Below are 16,834 nucleotides of genomic sequence, written 5' to 3'. Positions count from 1 at the left end.
GCATTATTTAATTTTGGTTACAACAAATATAAATTGACACTTCCAAATTCCTGAAATGTATCGATTTCATTAGTATGAACTAAAATAAATTACAGATATAAGACCTGTTTTAAGTTTACCAATTGAGTGGTAATTCTTAATTTAGTACCCTCAATTACTTACAAGGAAGTTTAACCTAAAAAGGAGCCTTTATCAAAACAGATACGGCACAATTTGCAAACATATTTTTTCGATGAGGAAACATAAAGCCATAAGAGTTTTTATGGTGCTGACTGTATTACTGATTCAAATAGCGTTTTTGACTACCATTGTAAAAGAGGAATATGAAACCGGCAGTTTTGTAGCTATACTTTCCATGCTTCTTTTAATATTGACCCTCTTTTTTGGATACCGCTACATAGACCTACATCACCCAAAATATGAATATGAAAAAATAAGTGTCATCATTTGGGTTCCCGTTGGTGCCGTAATTTGCTACCTATTAAATATTTATGGAGGATTAGGGAGTGTACTTTCCGCTGGTATTACCGGTACCATGGCCTCGTTTATACCTGAAATCAACAAAGATTCAAGCTATTTGGCGAAGTTACCAGCAGCTATATATTGCGGAGTTTTTGTGGGCATGTCTAGCTCTGAGATTGTACCGTCAATTGGTTTTGTAACTACGGCAGGTTTGGTGGCAGGCGTATTTCTTCTGTTATCAAAAAACTTATTTTTAGGCGTTGGCGGTAAGCTGGGTACCGTAGCCTTTGGTGGGGTTATTATTGTTTCATTAATATACGGATTAGCCACATGAACTATCTCATATTTATTTTAACCGGAGTATTAGCCGCTTGGCTTACATTCTTCATCAGTGAACGATTAAAACAAGGACCAGTAAGATCCTCTGCTCTACTATCCCTTGTTGTAGGTCTATTTTTCTATTGTTTCCCAGAACTTTTTGGCGCGTACCTATCGAAGAATATTCCTTTAGTATTTATTGGTGCCACATTCATAGGTATGGTATCTCCACTATCAAGGGGCAACTATATTAGATTGGCGGTTGCAGCTAGCTTATTTGGTATTATCTACGTGAACAAAGCTCATTTTTTTGAAGGCTATGGTGGTGCACTTGGCGCATTGGCTTTTATAGCCCTATTATCATCCATGGGATTTTCTGTAATTATCTCAAGAAGTCCAAGATTAAAAAAGGGCATTGTAAAAGTGAGAAAAAAGGTCTCCAGACCAAGTAAGTAAGATTACTCCATAATTAAGTCCATTATACACACACCACAACAGCTATTACGGTTTCTCTTGTAAACAAGAAATCATAGGTTCCCATTTTAGAAAACATGATACTGAATTGGATATATTTACAATATCAAATTTTAAAATTAAAGAATTAAAGAATTTATAAAGTCTAGAATTACGATAGGTTCAACAACGTATTTAAGATATAAGGGATATCCCTTTTTAGATACAAAAGACACCAGTGTTATTTATCTAAAATAATCCCGAAAGATTTTAAACCTACTTTGATTCAAATAAAAAAATTGTTAGCCCCCAATTACATGGAACTAGACCAAATTATAGATACTATTTATCCATTAGCCTCGGCATCAAAAAACTTGATAAAGAAGTCAATAGTTGAAACTAAGTTTCCAAAAGGGCATATTCTATTCAGAGCAAATAAAATTGAAAAAAGCATTTATTTCATCAAAAAAGGAATTGCAAGGGCATACGCCTATTCAGATGAAAATGAAATCACTTTTTGGTTCGGTAAAGAAGGTGATCCTATAGTTTCCATGCAAAATTATGTCAACAATAAAAAAGGATATGAAGATGTGGAGTTATTGGAAGATTGCGAACTTTATGAACTAAAAACAGAAAAACTTCAACAGTTATTTTTAGAAGACATACACATTGCAAATTGGGGACGTAAATTTTCAGAATTCGAGCTTATTAAATCTGAAGAGCGTCTTATTTCTTTACAGTTTAATACCGCAACCCAAAGGTATTTAGCACTTCTTGAAAATTACCCGAGCATTATACAGCGGGTACAACTAACGCACATTGCATCTTATTTAGGCATTACCCAAGTTAGTTTAAGCAGAATTAGAGCAAGCATAAAATAAATTACTTATTTATCATTTGTTAAATAATTTCTGCTCAATGTTTATGAATTTTGCCATATAATATTATTCCCTGATAACAGAAAAACTGTTTTAACCTTCTTAGAATCGGGAATAATCTAAAACTTATTTTAAAATAAATTTAGATATGTCAAATAGCATTAAAATTAAATCATTTCTGTTTTTATTCCTATCTGCTGTACTTCTATCGGGCTGTAAAAATAAAAGCAAATCAGGTAACTCAGCTGCAGATGCAAAAGCACATGAATTAAAAAAGATATTATTTGTAGTTACCAGTCATGATGAAAAAGGAAATACCGGAGAGAAAACCGGTTATTATCTAGGAGAGGTTTCTCATCCTTGGGATGTGTTACATTCTGCCGGTTATGAAATAGATTTTGTAAGTCCACAAGGTGGAAAAGCGCCAGTAGATGCTTTTGACATGAAAGATGCTATCAACAAGAAATTTTGGGATAATGATTTGTATCGCAACAAAATTGAAAACACTAAAAAACCTAGCGAAGTAAATCCCGATGATTATGTTGCAATACACTATGCTGGTGGTCATGGAGCCATGTGGGATTTTGCAGACAATTCTGAAATAGCAGCAATTGCACAACAGATATATGAAAACAATGGTGTTGTAAGCGCCGTTTGCCACGGTCCTGCCGGACTCGTGAATATTAAATTAAATGATGGGTCGTATCTTGTAGATGGTAAAAAAGTAAATTCGTTTACGAACGAAGAAGAGATCAGGGTTAATTTAGAGAATGTCGTTCCATTTTTACTTGAAGACCAATTAATTGAGCGTGGTGCTATTTTTGAAAAATCAGAACCATTTACCGATCATGTTGTTGCTGACCAAAGATTGGTGACGGGTCAAAACCCACAGTCAGCCAAAAGTGTTGGACAAGCAACTTTAAACGAGCTACAGAAAATAAGTAAAGACACAAAATAAATGAGTGGAGAAAAGAACTTAGATACCCTTTTAAAATCAATGAAACCTAAGCATAATGTAGGCGAATTTGTATTTTGTAAAACAGAAAATTTGGAGCAAATAAACCTGAGCCAAATAATAATGTCTTTTAAAGAAGAAGAAAGTATCACCATTATTGCAGAAAAGGCAGTGGCGGACAAACTGGATTTAGACTATTCTTTTATTGCTTCTTGGATTACACTTACTGTACATTCTTCATTAGAAGCAGTTGGTTTAACAGCCGCATTTTCAAAAGCGCTTTCTGAAAATAGAATTAGTTGCAATGTCGTTGCAGCATATTATCACGACCATATTTTTGTAGATAAAAAAGACACAGAAAAGGCGATGGCTATTTTGAATGAATTTTCTAAATAAACCGGTCAATACAGATAACACATAAAAATTAAAAATGAATTGGATATTACTAGTACTTGCCGGACTTTTTGAAGTAGGGTTTGCAGCTTGTCTTGGAAAAGCCAAAGAAGCAACAGGAAGTGAAGCCACCTATTGGTACTTGGGTTTCTTAACCTGTTTGGTGATTAGTATGCTTCTACTTATAAAAGTGACACAAGAACTACCCATTGGTACCGCTTATGCAGTTTGGACTGGCATTGGAGCTGTGGGCACAGTTTTAGTGGGGATATTCATTTTTAAAGAACCGGCTACATTTATGCGTCTATTTTTTATGACCACGTTAATTATCTCTATAGTTGGATTAAAAGTAGTATCACACTAAGTACTTTACTTTTTAAGCCTTATTCGTTAAATTAAGTTTTAAATAATGTAACTAAAGTTTTAGAAGACTATTTACATTGATAGGGAAATCTAAAACATGAGCATAGAAAAAGCATATAATAGTTAGGCAGAACAATATGACACAAACTAAAACCACACAAGAGATTTAGACAAAAAGGCTACTATAGAAACTTTAAGTAAATATAATTTTGATGTCGTTTTAGAACTGGGCGGTGGTAACAGAAAATATATAAGTACAACTTCTCTCCTAACCACACTTAATCTTAGTTTTATTGACATAAAGCGCAACAATTATTGATGTATATGCAACAATATTGGTATTGAGTCAATCTTGTTTTATATTTTTGACCCTCATTAAAAGCAGCTATGGAATACGCAGAAAATATACTTGGAACAATTGGTAATACTCCTCTAGTTAAAATAAATAAACTTACGGAAGAACTACCTTGTTTAGTATTAGCCAAATACGAAACTTTTAATCCTGGTAACTCGGTAAAGGACCGTATGGCGTTGAAGATGATTGAAGATGCTGAGGCAGATGGAAGACTACAACCTGGCGGAACCATAATTGAAGGAACTTCTGGAAATACAGGTATGGGACTGGCATTGGCTGCCATTGTAAAAGGCTATAAATGTATTTTTGTTCTGGCGGATAAGCAGTCAAAAGAGAAGTGCGATATTCTAAAAGCGGTAGGTGCTGAAGTTGTTGTTTGCCCTACGGACGTTGAACCAGAAGACCCAAGATCCTACTACTCCGTTTCTAAACGATTAGCAAAAGAAACACCAAACAGCTGGTATGTAAACCAATATGATAACCCCAGTAATGCAAAAGCACATTATGAAAGTACCGGACCAGAAATTTGGAAGCAAACCGATGGAAAAATTACACATTTTGTAGTTGGTGTTGGAACAGGAGGAACAATTTCTGGCGTTGGTAAATATTTAAAAGAGCAAAACCCAAATATTAAAATTTGGGGAGTTGATACCTATGGTAGTGTATTTAAAAAATATCATGAAACGGGCATTTTCGATGAAAAGGAAATTTACCCTTATGTAACCGAAGGTATAGGTGAAGATATTTTACCAAAGAATGTTGACTTCAGCATCATTGATGGTTTCACTAAAGTAACCGATAAAGACGGTGCTGTGTATACGCAACGTTTAGCCAAAGAAGAAGGTATGTTCTTAGGGAATTCGGCAGGCTCTGCAATTAAAGGTGTATTGCAACTAAAAGAGCATTTTACAAAAGACGATGTCGTCGTGGTATTGTTCCATGACCACGGAAGCCGCTATATAGGCAAAATGTTTAATGATGATTGGATGCGTAAACAAGGTTATATAGACTAGTATTTCTTATAGCAGCCATTACATTAGTTCCACAAACTTCAAAAAGACTTTTTTGTGCAGTTCCACATCCATATTTGGAGAAAGTGACACACGGGCTATATAATCCTTGTCATCTTCTTTCGTGGTGCCTTGGGTAGATGTTGCCGGTATCGTCCAATAGCAGCCATTTAACTGTCCGTAGCTTACACAGTATTTGCTTTCATTAGGAATCTCCGTAATCATTAAATTAATTAATTTATGATTGAGCTCCCTTTTGTATGTTTCTCTTTCTTGAGCAGTATTTCCTTTTGTAGGTAGGTCTAAAGAAAAAACAGATGGTGTAAAACCTTCTTTTGCCAATTCCTCTGATACAAAATTGATCTTAGCGGCTGGTAAAGTTTCCTTGATAAAGTTTACAAATTCAAGCGTGTTCAAATAAGCATCATGAATTCTTTGTTTCATCGATGGCATTTGTTTAGCCAAAATTTCCATTTGCAAGTCTGTAGCTTCATTATCGCAAAGTTGAAGGTGCAGTGCAATTTTATCCATTAAAGCCTCAGCTTTTTTATTCGCTACACAATAACCTGCTGTGCACTTACCTCCGCTTGGGAATTTTGAACCACTAGCAAATGAAATAGTTCTTACTGATGAAAGAATATCCGTTTCACCCAAAAAGTGAACATTAGGGCAAAACGTTTGATCCAATATAAAAACTGAATCTATAGCCTCGCTCCCACTTGCAGTTTTACGTTTAGCACTTAAAACATCTCTTAATTTTTGAAGATCAGGAACCTCAACCCTAGGGTTTGTAGGTATTTCAGCAATGATATAAGGGATAGCATCTTCTTTAGCTAATTTATCTAAAACGATACCAATACTTTGTACCATATCATTATCGCCGTCTACTGGTAAATCGACAATCTCAATAGCATCATTACAAGCAGCAACGCGCCTTGCTTGATCATTGGTACCTCCATAACAATTAGGCGGAACAACAATTTTAATTGCCTTTCCTTTATGGTTTTCTATAGCATTATGCACTAGCCCCATTAAAATGGCATACTGTACCGATAATCCGCTGGATGCAACAAGTGGCGTAGTATTGGCACCACTAACCTCTTTAATAGCATCTAATACCGTAGTCTTATTCTCGGCCACATTATTCTTTTGCGTATCTGAAGTAGGTTGGTTTACTAAAGACTTTAAAGCAGCAAGACAATTATTCGGAGTCATTGCAACGGTTTCTCTTCTTCTTACATGCTGTATGTCTGAAATATACTCTTTATTCTGTTCGCCATTAACTAAAAGAACACTCCCAAAATCAGCATAAAGATGTATATAAAAATCAATATTCGAATTTTGATTAATAGGGGAAATTTCATCTTGCTGTGACACAAAAATGACACTACCGTCAAACTCCGATACGTCTGATGCTTTTTCTACTTTTTTTAGTTCAAACGTATAACCATAAACAGTCTTTAACACTTCAGTATCAAAAGAACTGGGCAGTTCGTTCGTATAAGCAATTAACGTGTTTTTATGGTTCAATAAATTCTTTCTTAAAACAGATAAAATAGGCGTTGTCTTTGACAAGAAACTAATAACCTGATCTGGCGCTAAATTATTCAGTTTAGCAATTGCCCATTCTAAAACACAAGACAATGGGTGACCTAAACGAATATAATCGTATGCAGTAGGCAATTCACTAAGAGCAGAAGAACTAGAATTATTTTGATTTGCCAAAATTTCAAACTGATCTAAAAACTGAATTTTAGCCAATTCTTCATTGTAAATATCTAACCGATGAGTTGTTAACCTCAACCAATCAGCTGGCATATTTTCCAAAATATCTTTAATATAATCTAGCATTTTATCAGCTTCCATAGTATTTGCCTTAAGACGGCTCGAAAGTACATAATAAATAGATTTTTTTAGGGTATGCTATAGTGTTTAACAGAGCTTTTGCAATTGAATCTAATTGATATTCCAGTGCTATACTCCAATCATAAACACTTGCGCACAAGACAACAATAAATTTTTATATTTTTTGTCCAGTTTTTTAGTGTTCAAAATAACCGCGTAAAGTTTCCCTGAAAAAAATTATAATCACTATCCAATTTGATGGAAGCAAAAGCGTTGTACTAAAATCACATTAATTAGCATAGCATGAGTTTATTCAAAAAACTATTCGGTTCAAAAGAAAGTAACGAACAAAAACCAGAACCTAAAAAAGATAATGTTCAAGAAACACCTGCGGAGGTAGCTTGGATGACCGATTTAAGACGAAACAATTTAGCCATATCTGCCGCTGCAGGGTTTGCACCTGTACGTTCATTACCAACTGAACTTGGAAGATCACTACGCCCTTCATTAGAAATAGCAAATCGGTTACATGCCATAAAGGCTTTAGTGCTTTGGTTAATGGTACCACCAGAAAATTTATCGGACGAAAGAATTCTCGACTTCATACAACGAAACGGTCTTACCGATGCAATGACCGAAGAAGAAACTTCAATTTTAAATGTTGCAAGAGACGATGAACAAGCAAGAAACGCCATTGGATGGAAATTTGAAAATGCCTGGCCATTAGCATGGTACTTTGGATATAAGGAACCAGAGATATCAGGGCAAATGATGACTGGTGAACAAATGCAAGAGATTCTTTCTGATTTTACCTGCCCGTTAGATGAAAATATTGCAGATTGGATTAAAAACCAAGAAACAGTTTCAGAAGAAAAACTGATGCAAAAAGAAGATTTGTTCTATTGTTTACATAATGCGGTACGAAGTGCCCAAATGGGAAGCGACACCGTACCAAATGGTTTTGACCCAATGGGTAATGGTGGAGTAATTCATGAACGCAGACATTCTTTAACATTTATGGTATCTAATGGTGATAGCTGGGAAAATACTGATTTGAGCACTTAAGCGCATATAATCTACATATCTTATATTTAGTAGCTACCAACGACTTAAAATTTAAAGGTTTGAAAAAAATGGCAATAGGCTGTGGAATATTTTTGGTGCTAGGTATAGGGGCTTTGGCTGTTATATTCTATTTAGTTTTTAGACCTAAATACCGAGATGTTTCTAGTGAAAAACCATTTTTAGAAATTGTAAATAAGAAAATCGTTACCAAGAAACCTACTTTAATTTTGAAGTATCCAGGTATTCCTATAAAGGGAAACTACACATTTCATTTAGAGGATGGGAATAGTTTTGGAATGAACTCTGATTTAGAAGTTCTTGCTGAACTACCTATTGGCACAGAAGTAACAATTGATAAAGCAGAACTACATACCGGTAAAGTAAGTGGTACCACAAGTGCGTATCTTTTCGGAAAAGTTATTAATATTGATACACAAGAAACGTATGCCTTTCAATGTACTTGGGGAGATTACCATGTATTGTACGAGGACAATCCCTATTGGACTTTTGAACAAGCGTTTTGGCAAGATGAACCACTAGAAGGAAAGTACTTTATAGCAGTTCCATAATCAACCCTATAACACTTTACCCAAAAAGTTCTGATTATATACTGGCATAAACCAGTAAAAGAGAAAATCGTCTAAATATTATAAGCAGTACTATCTTTTACCGAGTTTAATACGAATGAACTGTGTATGGTAGAAATACCATTAATTATAGATAGCTTCTCATTTATAAATTCATGAAACCCAGCTATATCATCTACAGCAATTTTTAATAGGTAATCAAAATTACCGGATACTTGATGGCATTCCATAATATCTGGCAGTAACAATATTTCCTTTTTAAAGCTATCCGCTAATTTTTTCTGCTGCTTAGATAGTGTCACGTGGCAATAAGCAATAAGCTCTTTTCCTATTTTGGTTCTGTCAAGTAAGGCAACATAAGATTTTATAACCTCTGCTTGTTCCAATTTCCGAATTCTTTCATAAGTAGGGGTAACACTAAGTCCGACTTTAGCTGCTATTTCTTTGGTGTTTTGCTTTGCATTTTCTTGCAATTGCATCAAAATCTTACTATCGATACTATCCATACTAGTTTATTTTTCTGTTATCTAAATTAAACCTACATCAAACAGTTATTAATTACTGTAAAAATAAATATAACAGTTCAATATTCTGTATTATGATTAAATAAAGTAAAATATTACGAGTAATTGTAATTTTACCATATTAAAATACGCATATAAATACAAAGAATATGAATAACGATCAACAGATAGATGAGCTGTTAACCAAACTAATTCAAGAGAAGGATAAAGTTATAGGTTACCCAGTAGCAAAGGATTTTGATTATTCAAGATTATACGAATTTTTAAAGCACCCCATAAACAATGTTGGTGACCCATATGAGGATAATACCTATAAGGTTCAAACACATGAAATGGAGCGAGAAGTAGTTGACTTTTTCGCTAAATTATTTAGAGCAGACCCTACTGATTTTTGGGGCTATGTTACCAATGGTGGTTCTGAAAGTAATCTTTACGGATTGTATTTGGCTAGGGAATCTCACCCTAAGGCAATGGTGTATTTTTCTGAATCTACACATTATAGCGTTAAGAAGAATATTCATTTATTAAACTTGCCTAGCATTACTATTAGAGCTCAAGAAAATGGGGAGTTAGATTATGAAGATCTTGAAAACACCTTACAATTAAACCGAGACAAACCGGCAATTATCCTTACCACATTCGGCACTACCATGACCGAGGCGAAGGATGATGTTTCTAAAGTGAAAAAAATTCTGAAAAAGCTAGCCATTCAAAATCATTACATTCATTGTGATGCTGCGTTAGCTGGTTCGTATGGTCCATTTATAGAACCACGCATTCCTTTTGATTTTCAAGACGGAGCCGATAGTATTTCTATTAGTGGTCATAAATTTATTGGTTCTCCTTTTCCATCGGGCGTTATTATAGCTAAGCGTTCTTTACGAGATAGAATTGCAAGAGGTATTTCTTATATAGGTTCTTTAGATACCACCATTACAGGTTCTAGAAATGGACACAGTCCGTTATTTTTATGGTATGCCATTAAGAAAATGGGCGTAAAAGGTCTAGAAGCACGGTACCGTCATAGTTTAGAGACAGCAGAGTATTGTAAAGAAGAATTACAAAAAATAGGAATTAACGCCTGGACCAATAAAGGTGCTATTACCGTTGTACTTCCTAAAGTATCTGATGCTATTAAAAAGAAATGGCAATTGGCTACAGATGATATAACACATGTTATTTGTATGCCTAACGTTAACAAGTCTCAAATTGATGAATTCATAAAAGATTTAGTGAAAGAAAATAAACCTGAAGCAATACCTAATCTTAACGAATTGGAGCTTCAAGATTAATTTAAAGGTTTTAAACATTTATAAAACACCCCATTTTGCTAATTAGCAAAATGGGGTGTTTTTTTTGAATTTGCAACCAACCTATAACATCTAAACTGTAGTAAAAGAATCTAAATAATTTTATTTTTAAGAATTATAACCGTTTGTTCACATAACTAACCCAAAACCACAGTTCCCTCATTATTCATTGTTCCTATTATTTATTTGGCACAGTTTTGTATTGTAATTTTACTATGATGAAAAAGCTATATCTAATTCTAACCGTATTTATGTTTTTACAATTTGGTAATGCCCAAGAAAATAATTCATTCGATCAACTTTGGAAACAGGTTGATGATTATGAGTTTGAAAACCAAACCAAATCGGCGTTAAAATTGGTTGAAATTATTTCTACAAAGGCAAAAAAAGAAGGCGACGATACGCAAGTCATAAAATCGCTCCTTTATAAATCAAAATTTATAAAAACGCTTGAAGAGGATGCCGAATTGAGCATTGTAAATGATTTTAAGCTAGAAATTGCATCCGCAGATAATGTTACCAAAAGCATATTACACAGTTATTTAGCGAACCTATACTGGCAGTACTATCAATATAATAGATATCAATTTTACAATAGAACAACTACTGAAACCAAAGTAGATTCAGTAGACTTTAGAACATGGGACCTAGATACGCTATTCAAAGAAATAGACCAACATTTCTCAGCTTCGCTAGAATATTCAAGCGAAACTCAGAACCAACCTATTTCCGATTTCGAATATATTCTGCACATAAAAGAGGAAAACCGAATTTATAGACCATCCCTTTTTGACCTATTGGCACATACTGCACTGAGTTTTTATACAACTAGCGAAAACTCCATCAACAAACCGGTAGACGCTTTTGAAATTGATGACCCATCTATTTTATGCGAGGCATATACTTCTAGTTTTATTGATTTTAAAGCTCAAGAAACAACATCTCTTCAAGCTAAGGCTCTAAGTATTTACCAAGAACTTGTAGCATTTCATTTTGGCAACCCAAATATTCACCCATTAGTGTTGGTTGATATTGAGCGACTACGCTTCATTCATAAAAATGCTACGTTCTCCAGTAAGGATGCATTATTTTTAGAGGTACTTCAAAATTCAGCAGAAAATATAAAGCATAGTCCGCTCTCTGGATTATACACATATGAAATAGCCCAACGGTATCAACAACTGGGAAATACCTATTCCCCAGAAACCAATACTGAGCAGCAATGGAAATTGAAAAAAGCAATTGCTCTTTGTGATATTGTAATTGCAAGATATCCTGACAGTTTAGGAGCGGAAAAATGTGTAGTTCTAAAATCTCAAATAACAGAACCGAACATTTACCTGACTGCTGAAAAGTACATTTCTACAAATACCTTGAGCCGTATTCTAGTCAATTATAAAAATATTGTAAATCTTAATTTTAGCGCTCGTAAAATCAATAGAAAGCAAATAAAACAGCTAGAAGAGCTTTACAACGATTCTAAGAAAGAAACTTTCATTAAAGATTTGCCTGTAGTTAAATCTTGGTCGGCAACATTAAAAACTGAAAACGATTATCAATCGCATAGTACAGAAGTTTCTATGCCAGCTTTAGAAAATGGAGACTATATTATAGTTGCCGAAGCTAAAGATGGTAAAAGGGACATATTAAGTTACACCTCTGTTGAAATAACAGATTTAGCCTTGGTAGAAACGCAAACCAATTCGCATCAATATTACCAAGTCATTGACCGTAATAACGGAAAACCAATATCTGGTGCAGAAGTTATTTTTACCTACCGAAAAAATTATAATGATGCCTTAAAAAACAAAACTTATAGCACTGGCAAGAACGGTTCTATCACCATTGCAAAAACTAAAGATAGCTGGAGCAGTGTAGACATTACAGTAAAAAAAGACAAAGAAACCGCCTATTTTGACAACTATTACATTAATAGAAGCTATAACCAAAACCAGAAGAATGTTAACTATACTTGTTTTTTATTTACTGACCGAAGTATTTATAGACCAGGGCAACCTGTATATTTTAAAGCTATTGCCATTCGCCAAGATGATGGAGTATCGCAAGTTTTAGCAAATAAAAAAATACAGATAGACCTAAACGATGTTAACGGACAAGAAATAGAGTCACTTTATTTGACCACAAATGAATACGGTTCTGTTTCCGGAGAATTTATGCTCCCAAATTCCGGACTCACAGGTCAGTTTTCACTACACACCTATTCAGACGAGGTTAGTTTAAATGGCTACACTAGTATTTCGGTAGAGGAATACAAACGCCCTAAGTTCGAAACCAATTTTGAACCTGTTACCCAGACTTACAAGGTTAATGATAGTGTTTTGGTTACCGGGAAAGCTACCGCATATGCAGGTAGTGCCATTTCTGATGCAAAAGTTGTATACCGTGTAAAAAGAATAGTGAATTTACCAAGATGGTATTATTGGTCTAGATCTTATTACAACGGCTCGCCGCAAGAAATAACCCAAGGGGAAACTACTACCGATTCTAATGGTAATTTTGAAATCACTTTTAAAGCCATACCAAACACCAGTCTAGACAAAGAAAGTTTACCCACATTTAATTATGAAGTTTCTGCAGATGTAACCGATTTAAATGGCGAAACTAGAAGCACGGTTACCAATGTTGCAGTAGGCTATCACGCCCTAAATGTCAATTTAATACTACCTGAAACAATTGATAAAACAGTTAAGGATAATATTCTCAATATAAACTCCACCAATTTAAATGGTGAATTTGTTGCCGCTACAGGTGAAGTAAAGTTATATAAATTACAAGCTCCAGAATACGTATTACGTACTAGACCATGGCCAGCCCCAGATTATGCAGGCTTTACAAAAGAAGAATTCAAAACATTTTACCCTCATGATGCTTTTAAAAATGAAGACGACCCAAACCATTGGGAGAAAGGTAAAATAGTGTGGCAGTCTAATTTTGACACGGGTAAATCTAAAGAATTAAGTTTCGGAAAGACTAAAAACTGGCAATCTGGAAAATACAGATTAGAGTTAAGTTCTAAAGATAAATTTGGACAAAAGGTAAAAGATGTTGCCATTATCACATTTACAGGTAATGAGAATACCTTAGCCGATAATCAATTATTTCATATTAAAACTGACAAAGCAAAATATAAAATAGGCGATACCGCGCAGGTAACATTTCTTTCTAGCGCTAAAAATGTAAACATTACCGTAGTTGTCGAAAAAGACCATAAAGTAGCAGATGCTATGGTAATTACATTAAATAATAATTCTAAATCCATTTCAATACCGGTTACAGAAAATGATTTGGGCGGATTTGTTGTTAACTACAGCTATGCTTTTGCTAATAATTTTAAATCTAATAGACATTCTATACTTGTACCCTACCCTGCAACAGATTTACAAATAGAAACAATGACGTTTAGAGATAAAATAGCTCCTGGCATTGATGAAACTTGGTCTTTTAAAGTTAAAGGTACAAGAGGGGAAAAAGTAAGTGCAGAGCTTTTAGCCAATATGTACGATGCGTCTCTAGATCAATTTAGACCACACTATTGGAGTTTTTATCCGCTGAGTAAACCCAATTATTATTCACAAATAAGAACAAACGCACAGCATAGTTTTACGATAAGTAATTTCTATACATTTCCACACTCCAATAATTTGAGTTATCCAATGCTAAATTTTGATTCATTCGATTGGTTTGGTCTTAATTTTGTTTCTGGAGGAATGTTTAATTCATCCCGTAGATTATATAAGACTGCCGCACCAGTTGCCAATAGAATGATGGCGGATGATCTTGAACTAGAAGAAAATGTAGTTGTTGGATATGCAGCAACTGAAATAGAAAGCAAATTAGAAGGGAACGCAGCTGGCATTGAAATTACAGAACCAGAGAAAGATGAAGAACCTCAAGATTTCGATTCGGTAATCATTCGAAAAAATCTTCAAGAAACTGCTTTTTTCTTTCCAAAATTACAAACGGACAAGGAAGGGAACGTATCTTTTAATTTTACCACACCTGAAGCATTAACACGCTGGAACCTACAACTGTTGGCACATACCAAAGAATTAGAAAGTGCTATAACCAACTTAACAACGGTCACCCAAAAGGAGTTAATGGTAACACCCAATGCTCCAAGATTTTTAAGGGAAGGAGACGAAATTACCATAAGCACTAAAATTGCTAATCTAACGGAGAAAAATCTTTCTGGTCAGGCAAAATTAGAATTGACCGATGCTTTAACGGGAGATGATATTTCAGGTCAGTTGTTGACCTCAGTCAATGAACAAACTTCATTTACCGTTGATTCTCTTGGTAACACCCAAGTGTCATGGAGATTGATAATTCCTGAAGGATTACAGTCCGTTCAATATAAGATCATAGCAAAGGCAGGTGATTTCTCTGATGGGGAACAAAATATGCTACCCGTACTTTCTAACAGAACTTTGGTAACAGAAACGCTACCAATGTGGATTAGAAGCAATCAATCAAAGACATTTACGCTAGATAAGCTAAAGAATGTTTCTTCAACCAGTTTAAAACATCATAAACTAACATTAGAAATGACTTCTAACCCTGCTTGGTACGCTGTGCAGGCTCTTCCATACCTAATGGAGTATCCATACGATTGCAATGAGCAAACGTTCTCTAGATATTACGCAAATAGCTTGGCTAGCCACATAACCAATAGCAACCCAAGAATTCAAGCCGTATTTAAACAGTGGACAAATTCAGATGCATTGCTCAGTAATCTAGAAAAGAATCAAGAATTGAAATCACTTTTAATTCAAGAAACTCCTTGGTTACGTGACGCACAATCTGAAACCGAGCAAAAGAAACGAATAGGCTTATTGTTCAATTTGAACAAGATGAAGAACGAGCAATTGTCTGCTTTAAATAAATTAAGTCAAAATCAAAACTCTAATGGTGCATGGGCATGGTTTAATGGTGGTCCAGACAACCGGTACATAACACAACATATCGTTACCGGTATGGGACATTTAAATCATTTAAATATTGCATCGCCTACAGCTGATAAACAAGCACAAATGGTTTCGAAAGCCATGAAATACTTGGACAATGAGTTTGTGAAAGAATATGAGGAAATGAAAAAACATACTACGAACATAAATGATGATCACTTGAGCGCATATCAAGTTCATTATCTATATATGCGTAGCTTTTTTCCTGATATTAAAACCTCTAAGAAAGTAGAAGAAATTACAACGTACTATATAAAACAAGCTCAAAAGTATTGGAAATCTCGAGGCTTATATGCTCAAGGCATGCTGGCATTAACCTTGCATCGTATGGAAGACCCAAATACAGCTTCTAAGATTTTACGAGGGTTAGAAGAAAATAGTATCACCAGCGATGAATTGGGTATGTACTGGAAAAGTAATACGAGTTCATGGTTTTGGCACCAAGCGCCTATTGAAACTCAATCTATACTGATTGAAGCTTTTTCTGAAATTAAACCAGCAGATATTGAAACAGTTGACAACCTTAAAATATGGTTACTTAAAAATAAGCAGACCAATCAATGGAGCACAACTAAAGCAACTACCGAAGCGGTCTACGCATTGCTATTACAGGGTAGCGATTGGTTATCCGTTACCGATGCTGTTGAGGTTTTGGTGGGCGGAAAACAACTAGACCCTTCTACTTTAGAAAATGTAAAAATAGAAGCTGGCACCGGGTACTTTAAAACCTCTTGGAATGGCAACGAAGTAACTCCAAAAATGAGTGAAATTCAAATCAGTAAAAAAGGAAACGGAATTGCTTGGGGAGCTTTATACTGGCAATATTTTGAAGACTTGGATAAAATCACCAGTGCCAAGACTCCGCTTCAATTAAAGAAGAAACTCTTCTTAAAAAAGAATACAGCTACAGGTGAGGTAATTTCAGAAATCACGGATGACACTACTTTAAAAGTTGGCGATTTAGTTCGAATTCGTATCGAATTAAGGTCTGACCGAGATATGGAATTCATTCATATGAAAGATATGAGAGCTGCAGGTTTTGAACCTGTAAATGTTATTTCTAGATACAAATGGCAAGACGGCTTAGGGTATTATGAAAGTACCAAAGATGCGAGCACAAATTTCTTCTTTGACTATGTACCAAAAGGTGTTTATGTTTTTGAGTATGATATTCGTGTAAACAATGCCGGTAATTTCAGTAATGGCATTACTACCATTGAAAGTATGTATGCTCCAGAATTTAGTAGCCATAGTGAAGGAGTAAGAGTTTCGGTTGAAAACTAACGTCATTACGAACAAAGTGAAGTAATCTGATTATTGGTTGACTTAAA

General features: G+C 34.8%; 13 protein-coding genes. 11 read left to right on the top strand and 2 right to left on the bottom strand.

Going from position 1 to position 16,834, the window contains the following annotated elements:
• Positions 1-232: 232 nt before the first annotated feature.
• From BM296_RS07070 to BM296_RS07040, 7 genes are all read left to right on the top strand, one after another.
• Positions 233-796, top strand: coding sequence for a hypothetical protein (locus tag BM296_RS07070; RefSeq protein ID WP_091902429.1), 564 nt, complete (start codon positions 233-235; stop codon positions 794-796).
• Positions 793-1,236: a hypothetical protein gene (locus BM296_RS07065; RefSeq protein WP_091902426.1), complete on the top strand. Its 444-nt coding sequence runs from the start codon at positions 793-795 to the stop codon at positions 1,234-1,236. Before BM296_RS07070 ends, BM296_RS07065 begins: the two co-directional genes overlap by 4 nt.
• Before the next feature lie 314 nt (positions 1,237-1,550).
• A complete protein-coding gene (locus tag BM296_RS07060; protein ID WP_091902424.1) occupies positions 1,551-2,114 on the top strand; it encodes a Crp/Fnr family transcriptional regulator in 564 nt (187 codons plus the stop codon).
• Positions 2,115-2,259: 145 nt separating this feature from the next.
• Complete coding sequence (locus BM296_RS07055) at positions 2,260-3,069, top strand: type 1 glutamine amidotransferase domain-containing protein (RefSeq protein ID WP_091902423.1); 810 nt, start codon at positions 2,260-2,262, stop codon at positions 3,067-3,069.
• Complete coding sequence (locus BM296_RS07050) at positions 3,070-3,462, top strand: ACT domain-containing protein (RefSeq protein ID WP_091902421.1); 393 nt, start codon at positions 3,070-3,072, stop codon at positions 3,460-3,462.
• 34 nt (positions 3,463-3,496) lie between these two features.
• A complete protein-coding gene (locus BM296_RS07045) occupies positions 3,497-3,823 on the top strand; it encodes a DMT family transporter (RefSeq protein ID WP_091902419.1) in 327 nt (108 codons plus the stop codon).
• A 386-nt stretch (positions 3,824-4,209) separates the two neighbouring features.
• The gene (locus BM296_RS07040; RefSeq protein ID WP_091902417.1) at positions 4,210-5,190 is read left to right on the top strand and encodes a PLP-dependent cysteine synthase family protein; all 981 of its coding nucleotides are present in this window, start codon (positions 4,210-4,212) and stop codon (positions 5,188-5,190) included.
• An 18-nt stretch (positions 5,191-5,208) separates the two neighbouring features.
• Here the strand turns inward: BM296_RS07040 and BM296_RS07035 are convergent, their stop codons facing one another.
• The gene (locus BM296_RS07035) at positions 5,209-7,053 is read right to left on the bottom strand and encodes a PLP-dependent aminotransferase family protein (RefSeq protein WP_091902416.1); all 1,845 of its coding nucleotides are present in this window, start codon (positions 7,051-7,053) and stop codon (positions 5,209-5,211) included.
• Between the two features lie 282 nt (positions 7,054-7,335).
• Between BM296_RS07035 and BM296_RS07030 the strand changes: the two genes are divergently transcribed.
• Positions 7,336-8,097, top strand: a complete 762-nt coding sequence (locus BM296_RS07030; RefSeq protein ID WP_091902414.1) for a DUF4272 domain-containing protein — start codon at positions 7,336-7,338, stop codon at positions 8,095-8,097.
• 59 nt (positions 8,098-8,156) lie between these two features.
• Complete coding sequence (locus tag BM296_RS07025; RefSeq protein WP_143099055.1) at positions 8,157-8,666, top strand: hypothetical protein; 510 nt, start codon at positions 8,157-8,159, stop codon at positions 8,664-8,666.
• 71 nt (positions 8,667-8,737) lie between these two features.
• Here the strand turns inward: BM296_RS07025 and BM296_RS07020 are convergent, their stop codons facing one another.
• Entirely contained in the window at positions 8,738-9,190 is a 453-nt protein-coding gene (locus tag BM296_RS07020; protein ID WP_091902410.1) for an Lrp/AsnC family transcriptional regulator, read from the bottom strand.
• Between the two features lie 167 nt (positions 9,191-9,357).
• Between BM296_RS07020 and BM296_RS07015 the strand changes: the two genes are divergently transcribed.
• Together BM296_RS07015 and BM296_RS07010 are read left to right on the top strand one after the other, a co-directional pair.
• Complete coding sequence (locus BM296_RS07015) at positions 9,358-10,500, top strand: histidine decarboxylase (protein ID WP_091902408.1); 1,143 nt, start codon at positions 9,358-9,360, stop codon at positions 10,498-10,500.
• 236 nt (positions 10,501-10,736) lie between these two features.
• Entirely contained in the window at positions 10,737-16,787 is a 6,051-nt protein-coding gene (locus BM296_RS07010; RefSeq protein WP_091902406.1) for an alpha-2-macroglobulin family protein, read from the top strand.
• The last annotated feature ends 47 nt before the right edge of the window (positions 16,788-16,834 follow it).

The sequence above is a fragment of the Maribacter stanieri genome (assembly GCF_900112245.1).
Lineage (GTDB): Bacteria > Bacteroidota > Bacteroidia > Flavobacteriales > Flavobacteriaceae > Maribacter > Maribacter stanieri.
This window is presented reverse-complemented; position numbering and strand designations above follow the sequence as displayed.

Excerpts from the sequence above, each read along its gene's own strand:
- BM296_RS07065 (WP_091902426.1), top strand. The coding sequence starts at position 793 with ATGAACTATCTCATATTTATTTTAACCGGAGTATTAGCCGCTTGGCTT.
- BM296_RS07060 (WP_091902424.1), top strand. The coding sequence starts at position 1,551 with ATGGAACTAGACCAAATTATAGATACTATTTATCCATTAGCCTCGGCA.
- BM296_RS07030 (WP_091902414.1), top strand. The coding sequence starts at position 7,336 with ATGAGTTTATTCAAAAAACTATTCGGTTCAAAAGAAAGTAACGAACAA.
- BM296_RS07050 (WP_091902421.1), top strand. The coding sequence starts at position 3,070 with ATGAGTGGAGAAAAGAACTTAGATACCCTTTTAAAATCAATGAAACCT.
- BM296_RS07010 (WP_091902406.1), top strand. The coding sequence starts at position 10,737 with ATGAAAAAGCTATATCTAATTCTAACCGTATTTATGTTTTTACAATTT.
- BM296_RS07040 (WP_091902417.1), top strand. The coding sequence starts at position 4,210 with ATGGAATACGCAGAAAATATACTTGGAACAATTGGTAATACTCCTCTA.
- BM296_RS07015 (WP_091902408.1), top strand. The coding sequence starts at position 9,358 with ATGAATAACGATCAACAGATAGATGAGCTGTTAACCAAACTAATTCAA.
- BM296_RS07045 (WP_091902419.1), top strand. The coding sequence starts at position 3,497 with ATGAATTGGATATTACTAGTACTTGCCGGACTTTTTGAAGTAGGGTTT.
- BM296_RS07070 (WP_091902429.1), top strand. The coding sequence starts at position 233 with ATGAGGAAACATAAAGCCATAAGAGTTTTTATGGTGCTGACTGTATTA.
- BM296_RS07020 (WP_091902410.1), bottom strand. The coding sequence starts at position 9,190 with ATGGATAGTATCGATAGTAAGATTTTGATGCAATTGCAAGAAAATGCA.
- BM296_RS07035 (WP_091902416.1), bottom strand. The coding sequence starts at position 7,053 with ATGGAAGCTGATAAAATGCTAGATTATATTAAAGATATTTTGGAAAAT.
- BM296_RS07055 (WP_091902423.1), top strand. The coding sequence starts at position 2,260 with ATGTCAAATAGCATTAAAATTAAATCATTTCTGTTTTTATTCCTATCT.